The following is a 17,013-nucleotide window of genomic DNA, read 5'->3' as shown; positions in this document are numbered from 1 at the left end:
GCCTAAGCGTCTGGCACAGCGAATACCAAGCTTGGGGCAACAGCCGAGATGAATGGCATCGCTCCCAGTACGGACAGGAACAGAACCTGCGTTTTCAAGGCCAATACCTTGACCGCGAGACCGGCCTGCACTACAACACCTTCAGGTTTTACGACCCGGATATAGGGCGATTTACCCAGCCGGATCCGATTGGGTTGCTGGGTGGGATCAATCTTTATCAGTACGCGGCTAACTCTCAGAACTGGATCGACCCTTGGGGTTTATCTTGCAAGGAAAATGCTTCAACTAAAACATCAAACTTAGCTATACGCATCCAAGCCCTGCTGAAACTTTATCCAAAAGTGCTAGACCAAAGAACGGGACGAAGCATCAAATTCCCAATCGGGATAGGCGGAAAAGTCCCAATCAAGGATAGAATTTCATGGGGAGCCAAAGAGAGGGGAGCATTCATCAAAGAGTGGTACGACCGTGGATATACAACGCCCCGGGGCGGGTGGTCTGAATATGACATACACCACATAAAACCAAGAGAATACGGCGGAAATAATGTTTTTTGGAACCTAGTACCTGTACAAAGAAAAACACACCAAGATTTATTTAATGCATTTTGGCGAGACTATGGTGGCTTATGAGCAGACTCGAATTAATTATTGAAAAAATCAAGAGTGACTGGTCCGTTGCAAGAAGCGCCAGTCATTTTGGGGAAAAATGTCCATTCATGTTGAGATCGCACTTTTCAAATGGCATTACAAGTGACGCCATACTTGAACTCTTCCCTAAGTCCACAATCGAGCTTATTGGTATGTGGGAAATTTTTGAACACGCAGAACTATTTAAAGATGACAAGTACGGGCAATGGGGTATTGAAATTCTCCCCCCCCTAGAGGCCGCAGAAGAAACCGAATATCAGAAAACGATTAGATGTAACGACCTTTTAGAAGGAGACATCGTTTTTGGCAGATTTTATGGGGACTCAGACTTACTCATGATGAGCCCCAAAGGAGAAATTTACGTTATCTTACCTATGGATGAGAGAAATTATTGGCCCAAAGCAGCGAACTCGGTGGACGAGTTTCTGCAAAAGTTGATGATGTCAGAAGGCGCAAAATTTTGGGAAAAAAAGCCTAATCAGGCCTCATCCTGATTAAGGCGAAGGTTCAGTAACTGAGCGCGGCAAAGGCCATGGTGTGATCTCAGCCACAGGATTACGCCTACGATGAAATCGGCCGTCTGATCGAAACCCGCGACCCGCTGGGCCGCAGCGAGCGCCTCTACTACACCGAACATTGGGCGCTGCCGCTGAGCATCACCGACCGCGGCGGGCGTACCCACACCTACCGTTACGACGAGCGCGGCAACCTGCTCAGCGAACAAGACCCGCTCGGGCACACCATCCATTACGGCTACGACCCGCAAGGCCGGGTGGTGTCCATCACCGACGCCACAGGCAAACACAAAACCCTGGACTGGAACAAATACAGTCAACTGCTCAGCTACCGCGACTGCTCCAACGCCGAAACCCACTACCGCTACGATGCCCGCGGGCAACTCAGCCAGAGCATCAACGCACGCGGTGAAAGCCAGCGTTACCGCTATGACCGGCGTGGCTTGCTGATTGAAAGCGAACGCCCAGACGGCCGCCTCGACCGCTACGAGCGCGACACCGCCGGCCAGATCATCGGTTACACCGACCCCGCCCAACAGACCACCCGCTACCAGTACGACCTCAGTGGCCGGGTCAAACAGCGCACCGATGCTCAGGGCCATAGCGTGCAGTTCAGCTACGACGCCTATGGCCGCCTGAAAAAGCTGACCAACGAAAACAACGAAGCCTACGCCTTCGGCTGGGATGCGCTGGATCGGCTGATTGCCCAGCGCGATCTGGACAGCAGCGGGCGCCTTTATCACTACAACGCCGTGGGCGATGTCAGCGGCGTGGATCATGTGCCCGCCCCGGCACCAGCCGATGCATGGCCGATGACTGCCCGCCGCTCAAACACCGCTTCGAACGCGATGCCGCCGGGCGCTTGATCAAAAAAACAACCGCCGACGGCGTCACCGCATACGCCTACGACAACGCCGACAACTTACTGTCGATCACCTTCACCGACCTCAACGGCCAGCAACAACCGCTGGTATTCAGCTACGACAAGAACGGACAACTGCTCAGCGAAACCAGCGCTGCCGGGGAACTGAAATACCACTACGATGAACTGAGCAACCTCGAAACCCTGACCCTGCCCGACCAGCGTGCCATCAACCACCTGTACTACGGCAGCGGTCACCTGCACCAGATCAACCTCAATGGCCGGGTGATCTGCGACTTCGAGCGCGACAACCTGCACGACGAAGTGCTGCGCACCCAGGGCCAACTGCACACCCGCACCCGCTACGACCGGAGTTCGATCAAGCATCCTGATATGCCCGATTTCAACAAGGGTTACGGTGATAAATCTTGACCTAGATCGCCCAGCAGAAACTGCTCGTGACAAGGTTGAGCCTTGAATATGCCGACGAGGCAGCCGCTGACCGCTACTTCTAATCCCGCAAGCCACTGTAAAAATCCGCGCCTATACGCATTGACAAGGCAGTGCCGAAAACTCAACATGCCATCACTTGTTGGACAACCAACAACCAACAACCAACAAGCTCTGCTTACCAACCGCGATGGCGCGCGAAAAGCGCTCGAGGAGATGAAATTCATGTCTCACCCAAAATCCGCCATTGACTCGACACCTTCCTGTGCGCCACCTGGAGCAGAAGTAACGGTCCCGAGCTTCGTATTGCCGACTGGGGCATGCGACACACATGCACACGTAATCTGCGACGACTTTGAACGTTATCCCCTTGTGTCCGATCGCAGCTACACCCCGCCTCCTGCACCTGAGGGGCTGTATCTGGATGTATTGCGAAGGATCGGGATACAGCGAGGCGTATTAGTGCAGCCGAGTGTTTACGGCACCGATAACCGGTACATGCTCGACGTATTGAAACGTCATCAAGAGCAACTGAGAGGCGTCGCGGTAATAAACGAACAGATTGGCGATGAAGAGCTGGCGAAGATGCATGCCTTGGGTGTACGCGGGGTTCGCATTAATGTGTTGTTTCGCGGCGGCGTGAATCTGGACGCGATGGAGCACCTTGCCAATCGGGTTGCCGACCTTGGCTGGCACATGCAGTTTCTGATTGACGTTCGGTATTTAAGTGAGCTTGAGGCTCGGATAGCTAAGCTGCCCTGCCCCGTGGTGATTGACCACTTAGGCCACTTCCCAGCCCATCTGGGGGTTAAAGAGCCCGGGTTTGAAGCACTGCTGCGAAACGTGTCGGAACACGGCTGGTGGGTCAAATTATCGGGAGCCTATCGCCTGAGCGATCAGCAACCAGAATACGCCGATACAGATGCACTCGCCCATGCATTGCTGGACACCGCTCCCGAACGAATGGTGTGGGGCAGCGACTGGCCCCACGTGGCACTCGAAAGCCCCCCCGACACCGGCTTACTGCTCGAACGCTTGCACGCATGGGCGCCCAGTGAGCGCCAACGACAGCGTATTTTGGTAGATAACCCTGCCGCTCTCTACGACTTCAAATAAAAACAACAACCAAGCAACGCCACGGTGTTGCCCGGAGGATAACCATGAGTTGGTTTAGCGAACTTAATACCGTTGAGAAACGTACGTTCTATTCTGCATTTGGTGGTTGGGCGCTGGATGCTCTGGATTTCATGGTGTTCACCTTTGTCATCGCCTCGTTGATGACCCTCTGGCACATTGACAAGGGGTCAGTGGGGCTACTGAGTACGGTCACGTTACTTTTTTCGTCGATCGGCGGATGGGGGGCCGGCATTCTGGCCGACCGCTACGGTCGCGTGCGGTTGCTGCAGATCAGCATTCTGTGGTTCTCGATCTGCACCGTACTGATCGGATTCGCGCAAAACTTCGAACAGCTGTTCGTCCTCCGCGCGCTGCAAGGGCTTGGATTTGGCGGCGAGTGGGCCGTAGGGTCAGTGCTGATCGGCGAGATGGTTCGCGCAGAACATCGCGGCAAAGCCGTCGGTATTGTTCAGAGCGGATGGGCTGTGGGATGGGGCGCCGCCGCCCTGCTATACACCCTGTCCTTCAGCTTCCTACCCGAGGATCTCGCCTGGCGATCACTATTTTGGATAGGCATCGTTCCTGCGCTGCTCGTTCTCTACATTCGCAAGTATGTGCCAGAACCCGAAGTGTTCCTACAGACTAAAAAGAACCAGAGCGAAACAGGCAACTCGGTTGCTTTCTGGCACATTTTCTCACCCGCACTTCTGCGCACCACCCTGTTATCTGCCCTGCTCTGCATGGGCGTGCAAGGTGGCTACTACGCAATCACGACGTGGCTACCGGCCTATTTGAAGCTGGAAAAGGGGTTGTCGGTCTTCGGTACAGGCAGTTACCTGATGGTTGTTATCATCGGCTCGTTCTTTGGTTATGTCTGTGGCGCGTTCCTATCTGACCGCTTGGGGCGCCGCCCCAACTTCATTCTCTTCGCCGTGTTATCAGCCATTAGTGTGGTCTGCTACATGCAACTGAACCTGACCAATACCCAGATGCTGATTCTCGGATTTCCATTAGGCTTTGCAGCCTCAGGTATCTACAGCGGCATGGGCGCCTTTTTGACCGAGCTGTATCCATCGGCAGTGAGAGCCAACGGCCAGGCGTTCTCATATAACTTCGGGCGTGCCGTCGGCGCTCTGTTTCCCGGACTTGTTGGTTTCATAAGCGCCCAATACAGCTTGGGCACCGCGATCGCGATTTTCGCAGGAGGCGCCTACTGCCTTGTCATCGTGGTGACCCTGTTCCTCCCGGAAACCAAGGGCAAGCAATTACACTGAGTGAGCCATCATTTGTTAGAGTAACGCTCACGCATCGCTCGGTGCGTGGGCGTTTGACGTTTCAAGCTATTGAAACTGACATTTGATGACTGAGTAAAATGACTATAAAAGCAATTGGGCGACGCGATCACTTCTCGGTTGAAATTTTTCGTCACCTAGAAAACGAAATCCGTGAAGGACGACTCCGTCCCGGCGAACGTATCCCAACCGAAAGCCGACTGGCCGAAGCGTTTGCTGTTAGCCGAAATGTCGTGCGTGAGGCCGTCGCTCGACTCAATTCGGCCGGTTTGGTCGTCAGTCGACAGGGGCTTGGGGTATTTGTTGCAACCCAGACCAACCAAAACAGCTTCCGGATTACTCAAGAAGAACTGACCGATAGCAACAAGCTTCGTCAGTTATATGAACTACGCTTGGACCTCGAAGTGGCCGCAGCCTCTATGGCGGCCAGAAGGCGATCACTCAGTCAGCTCAACAAGATTGCGGCGGCATTGGAAACCCTGCGCGCTGGCATACAAAACCGTCAGGACATGGTGGAACACAGCCTCCAGTTCAAGCGCGCAATTGCCGATGCCACAGGCAATGAATACTTTCGAAATTTCATCATTTTCCTCTGCAGTCACGTTTACGAAGCAGCTTCGCTGGAGAACCGCCTAGTTCGTTCAAGCAATCTGGGTGAGACGCTGCTCGCTGAACATCGGGCGATCTTTGAGGCGATTAAGCTCGGTGATCCCGACCTCGCCAGACGAGTCACCTGGCAACAAATCATCAACTCCGCCGAACGTAACGGATTGCGAGGGTTGCAAGGCTGGGAAATCACTCGCATGAGTTCGCTGGGCGAGACCTACGCTCCCCAATGCGCAGGCCCGGATCCTGAACCCCGCACACTGCTGCGCACGTTACCGGAGGGTGCATGCGACTGCCACTTCCACGTTTTTGGTAACGAAAATGGCCAGCCGTTCTCCCCTCACCGCTCCTACACCCCACCGCCCGCATCACTGGAGGCGTTTCAGCGTGTCCAGAAAACCCTGGGACTGAGTCGCGGAGTCATCGTCCAACCCAGCGTCTACGGAGCGGATAACAGCACAACGCTCGCAGCGCTGAAAGACGCAGGCAGCGCATACCGTGGTGTTGTTGTGATCGACACCGATACAGATACACAAACCTTGTGGGCGATGCACGACCTCGGGGTTCGCGGTGTACGCGTCAACCTGATCTTTAAAAGTGGCGTTGAGGTCTCGGATGTCGCTGCGCTGGCAAAAAAAGTTGCGCCACTTGGCTGGCACCTTCAACTGCTGATCGATATCACCGAATTCGCTGACTTGTACGAGACTGTGGCTAGCCTGCCCGTTGCAGTCGTCATCGACCACATGGGGCATATGCCCACCAGCAGCGGGCTGGACCATCCTGGGTTCACAGACCTGCTACGCCTGTTAAAAGAAGGCCGTGCGTGGGTCAAACTTTCCGGCGCCTATCGCTTTACTGCGTCACAAGACCTCCCCTACGACGACGTGACGCCCTATGCTCGGGCGTTGATCGAAGCGAATCCAAACCGGCTACTGTGGGCAAGCGATTGGCCACATCCTTGTATACCTGTACCGATGCCCAACGATGCCAGCCTGCTGGAGATGTTGTTTAACTGGGTTGAAAACGACGACGCGCTCATCAAGCAGATTCTGGTTGATAACCCTGCGCAGCTGTATGGGTTCTAAAACCGTTAAAGCCACCTAAAGGCCGCGCCCGATCAACACCTGAAGATTGGGCCACGGCGCCTATAATGAACGCCAGCAGCCGCCCTGAGCCATTAAGGCGAGCCACCAATGGCGCCCAGAACTGACTCATTTAACCTCAGAAGTTTTGGCGTTTTTTACCTGTATGCTCCGTGCCCAGACAAGGCCCTTAGATGCTCAAAAGCTCAGCCACCGGAAAACGATGCGTGGTCTTCATTTCCCGAAGCGAAAGGTGCGAGCGGATGCTCAATACACCCGGGAGCTTTCTCAGTACCTTTTCAACGAATCTGCTGTAGCTGTCCAAGTCTCTGGCGACAACTTGAAGTAAGAAATCCGCCTCGCCGGTTGTATTGTGACAACTGAGGACCTGAGGCGCCGACGCTATGATTTTTTCAAAATTTTGTGTGGCCTCTTCACTGTGATCACTGCAGGAGATCTGAACAAACGCCATCACTCCTAGGCCCAGTTTTCTACGATTCAGGATAGCTTGATACCCCTCAATTACCCCGTATTCCTCGAGGCGCTTTTGTTTACGCCAACAGGAGGCTTCGCTGAGTGAAAGTTGCTCCGCCAGTTTGACATTCGACAGTCGCCCATCGCGTTGCAGTCGCTCTGATATTGCAATATCCACCTTATCCAGACGCTCGATCATGGTTGATCCTTTCAGTCATATGCCAAATCATGAAGATTAATTTCATTCGGCGCGCACTATCAACTGCAATCTGAAAAGCAATTTCAACGCATTCGCACATAATGGATCACCGCTGGTTCGTACCGAACCGCGTACACCGGATCAGTCGATTACAGCGCCGTGTCTATCTAGGTCGAGGTTACTTTCATGAAAGCAGTTGTCTACGAAGCCTTTTCCAAACCGCCGCGTTTGATGGACGTCGAAGATCCGACGCCGGAGCGTCACGGTGTAGTGATACAAGTGCGGGGTACGGGGGTTTGCCGCAGCGACTGGCACGGCTGGAAGGGGCATGATCCTGACATCGAGTTGCCGCATGTTCCCGGGCATGAGCTTGCCGGCATCGTGGCCGAAGTTGGCAGCGACATTACCCGGTGGAAGGTCGGCGACCGTGTAACCGTGCCTTTCGTGGGTGGGTGTGGCGCGTGTCCCGAGTGCAACAGCGGTAACCAGCAAGTGTGCAATACGCAATTTCAACCGGGCTTCACCCACTGGGGGTCATTTGCTGAGTACGTCGGAATACACCAAGCTGACCTGAACGTCGTGGCACTCCCTGAGAGCATGGACTTTGCCACCGCTGCAAGCCTAGGTTGTCGCTTCGCCACTTCATTCCGCGCCGTCGTTGACCAAGGCAAAGTCAGCGCCGGACAGTGGGTAGCGGTACACGGCTGCGGAGGTGTTGGGCTGTCCGCAGTGATGATCGCCCAGGCCCTCGGCGCGAACGTCATCGCCATCGATATCTCGCAAGAAAAACTCGAGCTGGCGCGCGCGATCGGCGCCGCAGCGACCGTGAACGCACACGGCGTTGCGGACGTCACCGAAGCCGTGCTTGAAATTACCCAAGGCGGCGCCCACGTATCGCTGGATGCATTGGGTCATCCCACCACGTGCTTCAACTCCATCAACAACCTGCGGCGTCGAGGCAAACACGTCCAAGTGGGGCTGATGCTGCCGACCACGCCACTCCGGCAATTCCCATGAGCAAGGTTATCGCGCACGAGCTGGAGATCTACGGTAGCCATGGCATGCAAGCCCATCGTTATGACGCCATGATCCAGATGATCACCAGCGGAAAACTGGCCCCGGACAAACTTGTGGGTAAAACTATCAGCTTGGAGCAGTCAATCGACGCGTTGATGAACATGGATCGCTTCGAGACGGCCGGCGTCACCGTCGTGACCGAGTTCTAGAAAGCCAGCCAGGTGAAGGTGTTTCTGCTCCTAGCCCATCCTATAACCGCCGTATTCCAGCGCTTGAGTCTTAAAGACATTGGGCTCGAAGGCGGTGCGGGCGATAATTTGCATCGCAATGCGGGGGCATTATTCGGGTTCAAAACCTAGAGTTTTGACGGCAATGGACATAGCCAATTGGTATTCGACGATACCGGTGGATTTCAGTGGATGGTGCAGGAACGAAAAAAGGACCCGAAGGTCCTTATTTCAATCACTTACAGAACTCAAAATAGCTCTGCAGCGCTATGTTTGGAGCGGGAAACGAGACTCGAACTCGCGACCCCGACCTTGGCAAGGTCGTGCTCTACCAACTGAGCTATTCCCGCGTTTTGGTGTTGGGCATTCTATAGGTTTCGAAGAATGCGTCAACCCCTTGATTCAAAAAGTTTTATTTATTTGGTTGAGGTGGTCTTTAAGTGCGGCCATGCGGCTCGTAAGTAGTGAACCATCGACCATAGTGTCAACCCCGCCGCGATCATCAGTAATGCATATCCAACCAACACCCATAGGCTAAAGTCAGATGGATTTGCCAACAAAATAACTAAAGCCAACATTTGCGCCGCAGTTTTCCATTTACCCATGTTGGATACGGCTACCTGGGCTCGTGCACCAAGCTCTGCCATCCACTCGCGCAAAGCGGAGATGACAATTTCGCGACCAATAATCACCGCAGCCGGCAAAGTCAGCCAGAAGTTGTGATGCTCTTGCACCAGCAACACCAGCGCAACCGCCACCATCAATTTATCGGCGACAGGGTCTAGAAAGGCACCAAACGGCGTGCTTTGCTCCAGTCGGCGTGCCAGATAACCGTCCAGCCAATCCGTAGCCGCTGCAAAAGCAAACACCGAGCTTGCTGCCACATAGCTCCAGCTATAGGGAAGGTAGTACAACAAAATAAAGAACGGAATCAGTAGAACGCGTAGAACGGTGATCAAATTAGGGATATTCATCGGCACAACTGGCTACGAGGTAAGGGGGCATTCTACTCGCTGTGTAGGTTTGCATAAATCAACTCTGCGAGCTTTTTACTGATGCCGGGGGCTTTAGCAATTTCTTCGATGCTTGCACGAGACAGCTCTTGTAATCCACCAAAATGTTTCAACAACTCACGGCGGCGAGTCGGGCCTACGCCCGCAATCCCTTCTAGGGTTGAAGTGTTACGGGTTTTTCCACGTCGAGCACGGTGTCCTGTAATTGCAAATCGGTGAGCCTCGTCACGAATCTGCTGGATCAAATGCAAAGCTGGGGAGTCACCTTTTAAGGTGAACTCATGAGCCGCATCATTCAGATAAAGGGTTTCGAAACCAGCTTTACGTGTTGCACCTTTGGCTACCCCGAGCAAAATCAAGTCCGGTATTGCCAATTCATTAAGCATATCGCGGGCCATAGATAACTGCCCCTTACCGCCGTCGACCAACAGAATATCAGGCAGTTTGCCCTCCCCTTCTTTAAGTCGGCTAAAGCGTCGCATCAAGGCTTGATGCATGGCGGCATAGTCATCACCGGGGGTGACACCTTCGATGTTAAAACGCCTGTAATCAGACTTGATCGGGCCTTCAGGGCCAAATACCACGCAAGACGCTACGGTCGCTTCGCCGCTAGAGTGACTGATGTCATAACATTCCAGCCGCTGCGGAATCTCGTCGAGTTTTAGTACTTGAGCCAATGCTTCAAAGCGCGCGGCAACATGTAAACGGTTTGTCAGACGCGCGCTCAACGCTTGCTCAGCATTAGTGACCGCCAATTGCTGCCAGCGAGCACGGGTGCCACGCACGCGATAGCTAATAGCCATTTCTCGGCCGCGTAACGCTTCAATTGCATCGCTGATTGCAGCGAAACTCTCGTGCTCTACGTTGACGATCAACTCGCTCGGCAGATCACGCTCAGGGCTGCTGATGTAGTACTGCCCGAGGAAAGCGGCCATGACTTCTGCCACCTCTTCCTCAATACCGACCTGCGGAAAGAAGTTCTTGCTACCCAGCACTCGACCGCCGCGCACATTAATTAAATGTACGCACGCGCCCCCTGGGTTTACAAAAGCAGCCACCACATCGACATCACCGGTGCCACCTTCCATGCTTTGCTGGTCTTGAACTCGACGTAACAACGAAATCTGATCACGCAGTTCAGCTGCACGCTCAAAATCGAGGGTGCTGGCCGCTTCTTCCATCTCATTACCCAGTTCCTCAGTCAGCGCACTGCTACGCCCCTCAAGAAACATCACTGAATGGCGGACATCTTGGGCATAAACATCAGGCTCAACCAAGCCAACGCACGGCCCTTTGCAACGTTTTATCTGATACTGCAAACATGGCCGGGTACGATTTTTGAAGTAGCTGTCTTCGCACTGACGGACCAAGAATGTTTTCTGCAAAAGGCTCAGGCTTTCACGAATCGCACCCGCACTGGGGTAAGGACCAAAATACTTACCTTTCTGCTTTTTCGCTCCGCGATGAATGCTCAGCCGTGGGTATTTACCATCGGATAGAAATACGTACGGATAGGATTTATCGTCGCGCAGCAGAATGTTATACGGCGGCCGCCACTCTTTAATAAGCGTCTGTTCAAGCAGTAACGCCTCGGTTTCGTTTGCAGTTATCGTAGTTTCGATCTGCGCGATGCGCCCGACCAGCGCCGCTGTTTTAGGTGCAAGACCGGTTTTACGAAAATAGCTGGCCAAGCGTTTTTTCAGGTTCTTAGCTTTGCCTACATAAAGTAGACGCGCATCACTATCAAACATGCGATACACGCCGGGTCTGCCGCTACACGTCGACAGAAATGCACTCGAATCAAACACGTCAGTCATCTTTATCCAGCATCAACCATGCCATGCCGAACGGCCAATAAGGTCAATTCAACATCACTTGTGACTGAAAGTTTTTCGTAAATACGATAGCGGTAGGTATTGACCGTCTTGGGTGACAGGCAAAGCTTATCGGAAATGATCTGCACCTTTTGGCAACCGACAATCATCAGCGCAATCTGGATCTCACGCTCAGACAAGGCATCAAAAGGAGAGTTGCTGGCAGGCTGGAAAGACTTGAGAGCCAACTGCTGAGCGACCTGCGGACTGATATAACGCTGTCCAGCAAACACTAACCGGATTGCCTGTACCATTTCGGCCAGGCCAGCTCCTTTGGTCATGTAGCCCGCAGCGCCTGCTTGCAGTAAACGTGTGGGGAAAGGATCCTCTTCACACACCGTGACAGCCACAACTTTGATATCCGGGTGGCTACGCATTATTTTACGCGTCGCTTCTAGACCACCAATTCCAGGCATTTTGACGTCCATCAGGACCACATCCGGTTTCAACTCGCGCGCTTTGACGAGTGCCTCCTCGCCAGACTCGGCCTGACCCACGACCTGTAGGCCATCAATATCAGACAGCATTCGTGAAATGCCCGTACGCACAAGATCGTGATCATCGACCACCAGAACCCGAATCAAGTCGACACCTCGCATATTGCGTCTTAGTTGGTGCCGCCTACCTTAGCAAAAATAATTCAGTCGACCTACCTATCATGCGTTCGTGACTCGATAAGCCTGTGCATTGAGCGCTAATCGAGCCTTCTCATTGACTCATGTGTCATTGGGCTCTTGCCGTTTACGCATCGGAAGCGCAACCGACATCTGCGCCAAGCTAGTCGTTAATTGATCAATAGCCTCCTGATCGTCTTTATGCAGCACGCGATAATTAACCAAAACCTTCTCCTCTAGCTGAGTCAGGTTATCGACTAATGTCGGGGTGCGCGTGCCAGTCAAAACATACAGCACATCTACTCCGCGCTCAGCCACTCGTGATAAGTAGTTCGCTTTGGGCGCACGGTCACCGTTCTCATATTTGCCTTGGGCATTCGCTTCGACCCCACCAATTTCGCCGAATATTTTTTGCGAGAGCCCCAAGCGCTCTCTTTCCTTGCGTAAACGCGAGCCAATTACACCCGTTTGAATATGCGAATCCATATTAAACACTCACAAGAATAGTGTATTCTATAAAAAACGAACACTATTGAACAACATTAAACGGTTTTAAACCATGGACGAAATCCGTACTGCCGCTCAAGCAAAAGCCTGGCTCGAGCACCAGGGAAAATCCGTTCAAGAGTTCGCTCGAGAACATGGCGTTGATCCGGCAACCACTTATCAAGTGCTTTCTGGACGCAAAAAAGGAAAGCGCGGAGAGGCGCACAAGGTAGCGGTACTGCTGGGAATGAAAGACGGCATAATTCTTTCTCCTCCTGGCGACGCAACTGAAGCTAAAAAGTGACGAACTGACTTGAGTATGCGCTTAATCGAGCAGGTTGCCCGATGAAACATATGAACAGATTAGACCTCTGCTGCTTGGCTGCCAAACCAACCGATAAACAAATGTGTATAAAGTTGTCGCACCCGCTCAATCATCACGTATATCAGCAGCACGACCTGGTCACCAGATAGGCCGCAAGTTTTAATTGAATCCAGCGCTGGGTCTCGAGTAAGCTCCTGACCATTGAGTGGAGAAGACACATGTCGCATCACGTGGATACAGCAATTTGCACGCAGGTCGCTACCCAGCGCCTAGCTGCTGCTGTGCGCACGAACAATGCACACTCGACTGCACAATTTTATTTTGGGTATTGGTTTAGCCACTGGCGCGCCTGATACCCATCCGGCGGCCACTTTAAACGGGTCGCCTACCAGAGAATACTCACCCCCGGTCGGCCTCCCGACCGGGGGTTTTGTTTTTTCAGCGCCCTGAAAAATTATTTAATTGAGGAATGCACACATGAACTACACCACTTATTACCGCTTCGACCTTTGCGCTACCTGGCGATTTATTACCCGCCGTTCGGGACAGCCTGCCGCCTCCGAACGGACATCTATCGGTGGCAAGCATGCACTCACAGCCAGTCTGGCCAATTGTCGAACACCCCAATAGGGTTGAGCACGCGGGAGAACCCGCCGCCCGCCCAGGAAGCAAACACCATGAACGCATCCATTTGTGCTTTACCAAACACTGCTCACACCGATACTCAAACCGTCTTGACCCAGCGCCTGCCCAGCTCTTTTGAGCTTAAGCAACACTTACCGCTCAGCGCACAGCTAAGCCGCCAAGTACGGCAACAGCGCGAAGCCATACGCGCCATCCTCAACGGCGAAGACTCCCGCCTGCTGATTGTTGTCGGCCCCTGCTCTATTCACGATCCAATTAGCGCGCTTGAATACGCCAGTCGTTTGGCCGCCCTGTCTCACGACTTGAGCGATGACATGTTGCTGGTAATGCGTGCATACGTCGAAAAACCCCGTACCACCGTCGGCTGGAAAGGTTTGGCTTACGATCCTCATTTGGACGCCAGCGACGACATGGCGCACGGCCTCACGTTATCACGCGAGCTGATGATCGAGATGCTGCGCATGGGTCTGCCGATTGCCACTGAACTGCTGCAACCCATGGCCGCCGGTTACTTCGATGACTTATTGGGCTGGGTTGCGATTGGCGCCCGCACCACTGAATCACAGATACACCGCGAAATGGCCAGCGGTCTCAACCTACCTGTCGGCTTCAAAAACGGCACTGACGCCAGCGTTGCAATAGCATGCGATGCCATGCGCTCAGCTGCACATGGGCACCGTCACTTCGGGGTGGATAGCCAAGGGCATCCTGCAATTATCATGACCCCAGGCAACCCGGACACACATCTGGTTCTGCGCGGCGGGCACAGCGGTCCAAACTACGATCGCAGCAGCGTGGCAAGCGCCCGCGCCGGGCTCGAAAAAAACGCCATCCCGGCGCGCTTGATGGTGGACTGCAGTCACGCCAACAGTGGTAAAGACCCTTCGCGCCAACCCGATGTCTTCAATGAGGTGCTGGCGCAACGTTTAGAAGGCGATCGGTCATTGATTGGGATGATGCTGGAAAGTCATCTATTTGAGGGATGCCAGCCCTTAAGCCGCGACCTGCGCTACGGCGTTTCTATCACCGACGGCTGCCTAGGATGGGAGGCTACCGAACAATTACTGAGCGATGCTGCATACAAATTGCAAGAGCAACGACACTCGCGAGTCGCCGCCAGTTAACAACACATCATTTGATCATTGCGCACCGATGGGCCTTGCTCACGGTTGCGCAAGGTCGATCGCGCCTGACAGGTAAGACGACTAAAGCTGTCTGAAAGCTTCCATGTTTTTATACGAACCCTCCCTCTAGAACTAAGAATTATCAACCTACTGCTCTGAGCCGAGAGCTCCAGCCCTACCCTTGCGACGGCAACGCCCTGCAACCCGTTCTGCCAACGTCAAGTCGTCGACTAAGGTGTTTATATGACCTCAAAACACCTTATCGAGAACCATCATGACGGGTATAGCAAACACTCAACATCCCATTTTATTGGTCCATGGACTCTTTGGCTTCGACCGAATTGGCTCCCTAAGCTACTTCAATGGAATACATGAAGCACTGCACGATGCAGGGGCTAATGTATTTGTCGCCTCAGTCTCTGCCGCCAACAGCAATGAAGCGCGTGGCGAGCAACTACTTAAGCAAATACATGATCTGCGCCGACAAACTGGATCAAAACGAATTAATTTGATTGGACACAGCCAAGGCGCACTCACCTCGCGTTATGCAGCAGCTGTTGATCCTGAATCCGTTGCTTCTGTCACCTCGGTTAGCGGCCCCAATCATGGTTCAGAGCTGGCCGACAGACTGCGCCTAGCCTTTACTCCGGGCGCCTTGCCTGAAGTGGTGGCCGCAGCAATGACCAACGCTTTCGGCACCTTCATGTCAGTGCTCAGTGGTAAGCCACAATTGCCCCAACATGCGCTTGAAGCACTCAATGCACTAACCTCTCAAGGTGTGAGCGCCTTTAACCAAAAATACCCCCAAGGTCTGCCGCAAACGTGGGGCGGCATGGGCGCAGCCCAGGTCAATGACGTGTTTTATTACTCATGGAGCGGAATTATCAAAGGCTCCTTGCTCTCGGAATCAATGAACATATTCGACCCTATGCACAGCGCCTGCAGAGCGTTTTCCAGCTTCTTCACCCGGGAGACTAAAGCCAATGACGGTATGGTTGGCCGATTCAGCTCACACTTAGGCACAGTGATCAAATCGGATTACGCTATGGATCACTTGGACACCGTCAACCAAATGGGCGGCATGACTCGTAGTGAGGCCAACCCTGTGGCGCTGTATGTCGAGCATGCACGACGCCTCAAGGAGCAAGGGCTGTGACACAACGACTCCGTCACATACTCAGGGAACTTTGCTGAGAAAAAAGCCACTTAATCCGGTAGGCTCAACACTTTCTTGCAAGGAGTACACCCATGGCTAAAGCCACTGCCCGCCACATCCTGGTTTCCAGCGAAGCCAAGTGCAACGAACTCAAAGCGCAAATCGAAGGCGGCGCTGATTTCGCCGAGGTCGCCAAGGCAAATTCCACTTGCCCTTCTAGCCGTCAAGGCGGTGACCTGGGTTCTTTCGGTCCAGGCCAAATGGTTAAAGAATTCGACACCGTCGTCTTCAGTGCACCAATCAACGTGGTGCAAGGCCCGGTTAAAACCCAGTTTGGTTATCACCTGCTGGAAGTCACCAGCCGCCAGGACTAATTCCTCCGGTTAAGTGCGAAACGGCCCACCTTTGGTGGGCCGTTTCGTATCCGCAATTGCAAACCTCGTGCTACGTTTTCTAATCGACGAACTCACCGTGTCCCACCTTAGGAATTGATCATGAGCCTTAAAGGTAAAACTGCTTTGGTTACCGGTTCCACCAGCGGTATTGGTCTGGGTATAGCCCAAAGCTTGGCCAAGGCTGGCGCCGACCTGATACTCAACGGTTTTGGTGATGCCAGCAAAGTCATTACAGACCTACAACAGTTCGGCGGCAAGGTGGGTCACCACCCTGCCGATGTTAGCGACCCGGCGCAGATCGCTGACATGATCAACTACGCCGAACGCGAGTTTGGCGGCATCGACATCTTGGTCAATAACGCCGGGATCCAGCACGTGTCCAGTGTCGAAGAGTTTCCGGTGGAGCGCTGGGACTCCATCATCGCGATTAATCTATCCTCGGTCTTTCACAGCACCCGCCTCACCCTGCCCGGCATGCGCAAGCGTGGCTGGGGTCGTGTGGTCAATATAGCCTCGGTTCACGGCCTTGTAGGATCAGTCGGCAAAGCTGCCTATGTGGCGGCCAAACACGGGGTGATTGGCCTGACCAAAGTTGTCGGCCTCGAAACGGCCGCCAGCAACATCACCTGCAATGCCATCTGCCCCGGCTGGGTGCTGACACCGCTGGTACAAAAGCAGATAGATCAACGCATCAACCAAGGCATTGACCCTTATCAAGCACAACACGACTTGTTAGCCGAGAAACAACCGTCACTGGAGTTCGTGACTCCGCCACAACTGGGCGAGTTAGTTCTGTTCTTATGCAGCGAAGCGGGCAGTCAAGTTCGTGGCGCCGCTTGGAACGTCGATGGCGGTTGGCTGGCGCAATAACGCAATAAGCTGTGGGTTTGT

18 protein-coding genes, 1 tRNA gene and 1 pseudogene are annotated in these 17,013 nt (G+C 53.6%); 13 read left to right on the top strand and 7 right to left on the bottom strand.

All coding sequences use genetic code 11. The features are described 5' to 3' along the window. Together AQS70_RS13830 and AQS70_RS13825 are read left to right on the top strand one after the other, a co-directional pair. On the top strand, positions 1-632 hold a 632-nt coding region (locus AQS70_RS13830), incomplete at its 5' end, for an RHS repeat-associated core domain-containing protein (RefSeq protein ID WP_277620592.1). Next, positions 629-1,144 carry a hypothetical protein gene (locus AQS70_RS13825; protein ID WP_055103332.1) on the top strand — a complete coding sequence of 172 codons (516 nt, stop codon included), beginning with the start codon at positions 629-631 and terminating at the stop codon, positions 1,142-1,144. The genes AQS70_RS13830 and AQS70_RS13825, both read left to right, overlap by 4 nt. On the opposite strand, the gene AQS70_RS24330 is transcribed toward AQS70_RS13825, so the two are convergent. Continuing rightward, positions 1,129-1,416 carry a hypothetical protein gene (locus tag AQS70_RS24330; RefSeq protein WP_420912353.1) on the bottom strand — a complete coding sequence of 96 codons (288 nt, stop codon included), beginning with the start codon at positions 1,414-1,416 and terminating at the stop codon, positions 1,129-1,131. The genes AQS70_RS13825 and AQS70_RS24330 overlap by 16 nt on opposite strands. On the opposite strand from AQS70_RS24330, the gene AQS70_RS24080 reads away from it, so the two are divergent. From AQS70_RS24080 to AQS70_RS13795, 5 genes are all read left to right on the top strand, one after another. Beyond that, the gene (locus AQS70_RS24080) at positions 1,300-2,031 is read left to right on the top strand and encodes a hypothetical protein (protein WP_479551603.1); all 732 of its coding nucleotides are present in this window, start codon (positions 1,300-1,302) and stop codon (positions 2,029-2,031) included. The genes AQS70_RS24330 and AQS70_RS24080 overlap by 117 nt on opposite strands. Continuing rightward, positions 1,971-2,459, top strand: a complete 489-nt coding sequence (locus AQS70_RS24075) for an RHS repeat domain-containing protein (RefSeq protein WP_055103329.1) — start codon at positions 1,971-1,973, stop codon at positions 2,457-2,459. The genes AQS70_RS24080 and AQS70_RS24075 overlap by 61 nt, the downstream gene beginning before the upstream one ends. A gap of 243 nt (positions 2,460-2,702) precedes the next feature. Then, positions 2,703-3,593, top strand: coding sequence for an amidohydrolase family protein (locus tag AQS70_RS13805; protein WP_055103335.1), 891 nt, complete (start codon positions 2,703-2,705; stop codon positions 3,591-3,593). Between the two features lie 44 nt (positions 3,594-3,637). Further along, positions 3,638-4,867 (top strand): MFS transporter, encoded by a 1,230-nt coding sequence (locus tag AQS70_RS13800; protein ID WP_055103328.1) that lies wholly within the window; start codon positions 3,638-3,640, stop codon positions 4,865-4,867. Positions 4,868-4,965: 98 nt separating this feature from the next. Continuing rightward, entirely contained in the window at positions 4,966-6,576 is a 1,611-nt protein-coding gene (locus AQS70_RS13795; RefSeq protein WP_055103327.1) for an amidohydrolase family protein, read from the top strand. 187 nt (positions 6,577-6,763) lie between these two features. Here AQS70_RS13795 and AQS70_RS13790 read toward each other — a convergent pair whose 3' ends face one another. Next, the gene (locus AQS70_RS13790) at positions 6,764-7,246 is read right to left on the bottom strand and encodes an Lrp/AsnC family transcriptional regulator (RefSeq protein WP_055103326.1); all 483 of its coding nucleotides are present in this window, start codon (positions 7,244-7,246) and stop codon (positions 6,764-6,766) included. Between the two features lie 186 nt (positions 7,247-7,432). Between AQS70_RS13790 and AQS70_RS13785 the strand changes: the two are divergent. Then, positions 7,433-8,472, top strand: a pseudogene (locus AQS70_RS13785) (zinc-dependent alcohol dehydrogenase family protein). A 292-nt stretch (positions 8,473-8,764) separates the two neighbouring features. On the opposite strand, the gene AQS70_RS13780 reads toward AQS70_RS13785, so the two are convergent. From AQS70_RS13780 to AQS70_RS13760, 5 genes are all read right to left on the bottom strand, one after another. After that, positions 8,765-8,840: transfer RNA gene (locus AQS70_RS13780), tRNA-Gly, on the bottom strand. A 66-nt stretch (positions 8,841-8,906) separates the two neighbouring features. Continuing rightward, entirely contained in the window at positions 8,907-9,464 is a 558-nt protein-coding gene (pgsA, locus tag AQS70_RS13775; protein WP_055103325.1) for a CDP-diacylglycerol--glycerol-3-phosphate 3-phosphatidyltransferase, read from the bottom strand. Positions 9,465-9,496: 32 nt separating this feature from the next. Continuing rightward, positions 9,497-11,320, bottom strand: a complete 1,824-nt coding sequence (gene uvrC / locus AQS70_RS13770) for an excinuclease ABC subunit UvrC (RefSeq protein ID WP_055103324.1) — start codon at positions 11,318-11,320, stop codon at positions 9,497-9,499. Between the two features lie 2 nt (positions 11,321-11,322). Beyond that, positions 11,323-11,961, bottom strand: a complete 639-nt coding sequence (gene gacA, locus AQS70_RS13765; RefSeq protein WP_055103334.1) for a response regulator transcription factor GacA — start codon at positions 11,959-11,961, stop codon at positions 11,323-11,325. A 132-nt stretch (positions 11,962-12,093) separates the two neighbouring features. Further along, positions 12,094-12,477 carry a helix-turn-helix domain-containing protein gene (locus AQS70_RS13760; protein ID WP_055103323.1) on the bottom strand — a complete coding sequence of 128 codons (384 nt, stop codon included), beginning with the start codon at positions 12,475-12,477 and terminating at the stop codon, positions 12,094-12,096. A gap of 73 nt (positions 12,478-12,550) precedes the next feature. Here AQS70_RS13760 and AQS70_RS13755 point away from each other — a divergent pair, with 73 nt between their 5' ends. The 5 genes from AQS70_RS13755 (at position 12,551) to AQS70_RS13735 (ending at position 16,992) form a co-directional block, all read left to right on the top strand. After that, positions 12,551-12,781: a DNA-binding protein gene (locus AQS70_RS13755; protein ID WP_055103322.1), complete on the top strand. Its 231-nt coding sequence runs from the start codon at positions 12,551-12,553 to the stop codon at positions 12,779-12,781. A gap of 698 nt (positions 12,782-13,479) precedes the next feature. Then, complete coding sequence (locus tag AQS70_RS13750; RefSeq protein ID WP_055103321.1) at positions 13,480-14,571, top strand: 3-deoxy-7-phosphoheptulonate synthase; 1,092 nt, start codon at positions 13,480-13,482, stop codon at positions 14,569-14,571. A gap of 274 nt (positions 14,572-14,845) precedes the next feature. Beyond that, the gene (locus tag AQS70_RS13745; protein ID WP_055103320.1) at positions 14,846-15,727 is read left to right on the top strand and encodes a lipase family alpha/beta hydrolase; all 882 of its coding nucleotides are present in this window, start codon (positions 14,846-14,848) and stop codon (positions 15,725-15,727) included. Between the two features lie 92 nt (positions 15,728-15,819). Beyond that, entirely contained in the window at positions 15,820-16,101 is a 282-nt protein-coding gene (locus tag AQS70_RS13740) for a peptidylprolyl isomerase (protein ID WP_007952068.1), read from the top strand. Positions 16,102-16,221: 120 nt separating this feature from the next. Then, complete coding sequence (locus AQS70_RS13735) at positions 16,222-16,992, top strand: 3-hydroxybutyrate dehydrogenase (RefSeq protein WP_082428109.1); 771 nt, start codon at positions 16,222-16,224, stop codon at positions 16,990-16,992. Positions 16,993-17,013: the final 21 nt, after the last annotated feature.

The sequence above is a fragment of the Pseudomonas endophytica genome, from assembly GCF_001411475.1.
GTDB lineage: Bacteria > Pseudomonadota > Gammaproteobacteria > Pseudomonadales > Pseudomonadaceae > Aquipseudomonas > Aquipseudomonas endophytica.
The sequence above is the reverse complement of the archived record's forward strand: the minus strand, read 5'-3'. Positions and strand labels throughout refer to the sequence as shown.

Excerpts from the sequence above, each read along its gene's own strand:
- AQS70_RS13740 (WP_007952068.1), top strand. The coding sequence starts at position 15,820 with ATGGCTAAAGCCACTGCCCGCCACATCCTGGTTTCCAGCGAAGCCAAG.
- AQS70_RS13800 (WP_055103328.1), top strand. The coding sequence starts at position 3,638 with ATGAGTTGGTTTAGCGAACTTAATACCGTTGAGAAACGTACGTTCTAT.
- AQS70_RS13805 (WP_055103335.1), top strand. The coding sequence starts at position 2,703 with ATGTCTCACCCAAAATCCGCCATTGACTCGACACCTTCCTGTGCGCCA.
- pgsA (WP_055103325.1), bottom strand. The coding sequence starts at position 9,464 with ATGAATATCCCTAATTTGATCACCGTTCTACGCGTTCTACTGATTCCG.
- AQS70_RS13825 (WP_055103332.1), top strand. The coding sequence starts at position 629 with ATGAGCAGACTCGAATTAATTATTGAAAAAATCAAGAGTGACTGGTCC.
- AQS70_RS13750 (WP_055103321.1), top strand. The coding sequence starts at position 13,480 with ATGAACGCATCCATTTGTGCTTTACCAAACACTGCTCACACCGATACT.
- AQS70_RS13755 (WP_055103322.1), top strand. The coding sequence starts at position 12,551 with ATGGACGAAATCCGTACTGCCGCTCAAGCAAAAGCCTGGCTCGAGCAC.
- AQS70_RS13790 (WP_055103326.1), bottom strand. The coding sequence starts at position 7,246 with ATGATCGAGCGTCTGGATAAGGTGGATATTGCAATATCAGAGCGACTG.
- AQS70_RS13795 (WP_055103327.1), top strand. The coding sequence starts at position 4,966 with ATGACTATAAAAGCAATTGGGCGACGCGATCACTTCTCGGTTGAAATT.
- AQS70_RS13735 (WP_082428109.1), top strand. The coding sequence starts at position 16,222 with ATGAGCCTTAAAGGTAAAACTGCTTTGGTTACCGGTTCCACCAGCGGT.
- AQS70_RS13745 (WP_055103320.1), top strand. The coding sequence starts at position 14,846 with ATGACGGGTATAGCAAACACTCAACATCCCATTTTATTGGTCCATGGA.
- AQS70_RS24075 (WP_055103329.1), top strand. The coding sequence starts at position 1,971 with ATGGCCGATGACTGCCCGCCGCTCAAACACCGCTTCGAACGCGATGCC.
- AQS70_RS13760 (WP_055103323.1), bottom strand. The coding sequence starts at position 12,477 with ATGGATTCGCATATTCAAACGGGTGTAATTGGCTCGCGTTTACGCAAG.
- uvrC (WP_055103324.1), bottom strand. The coding sequence starts at position 11,320 with ATGACTGACGTGTTTGATTCGAGTGCATTTCTGTCGACGTGTAGCGGC.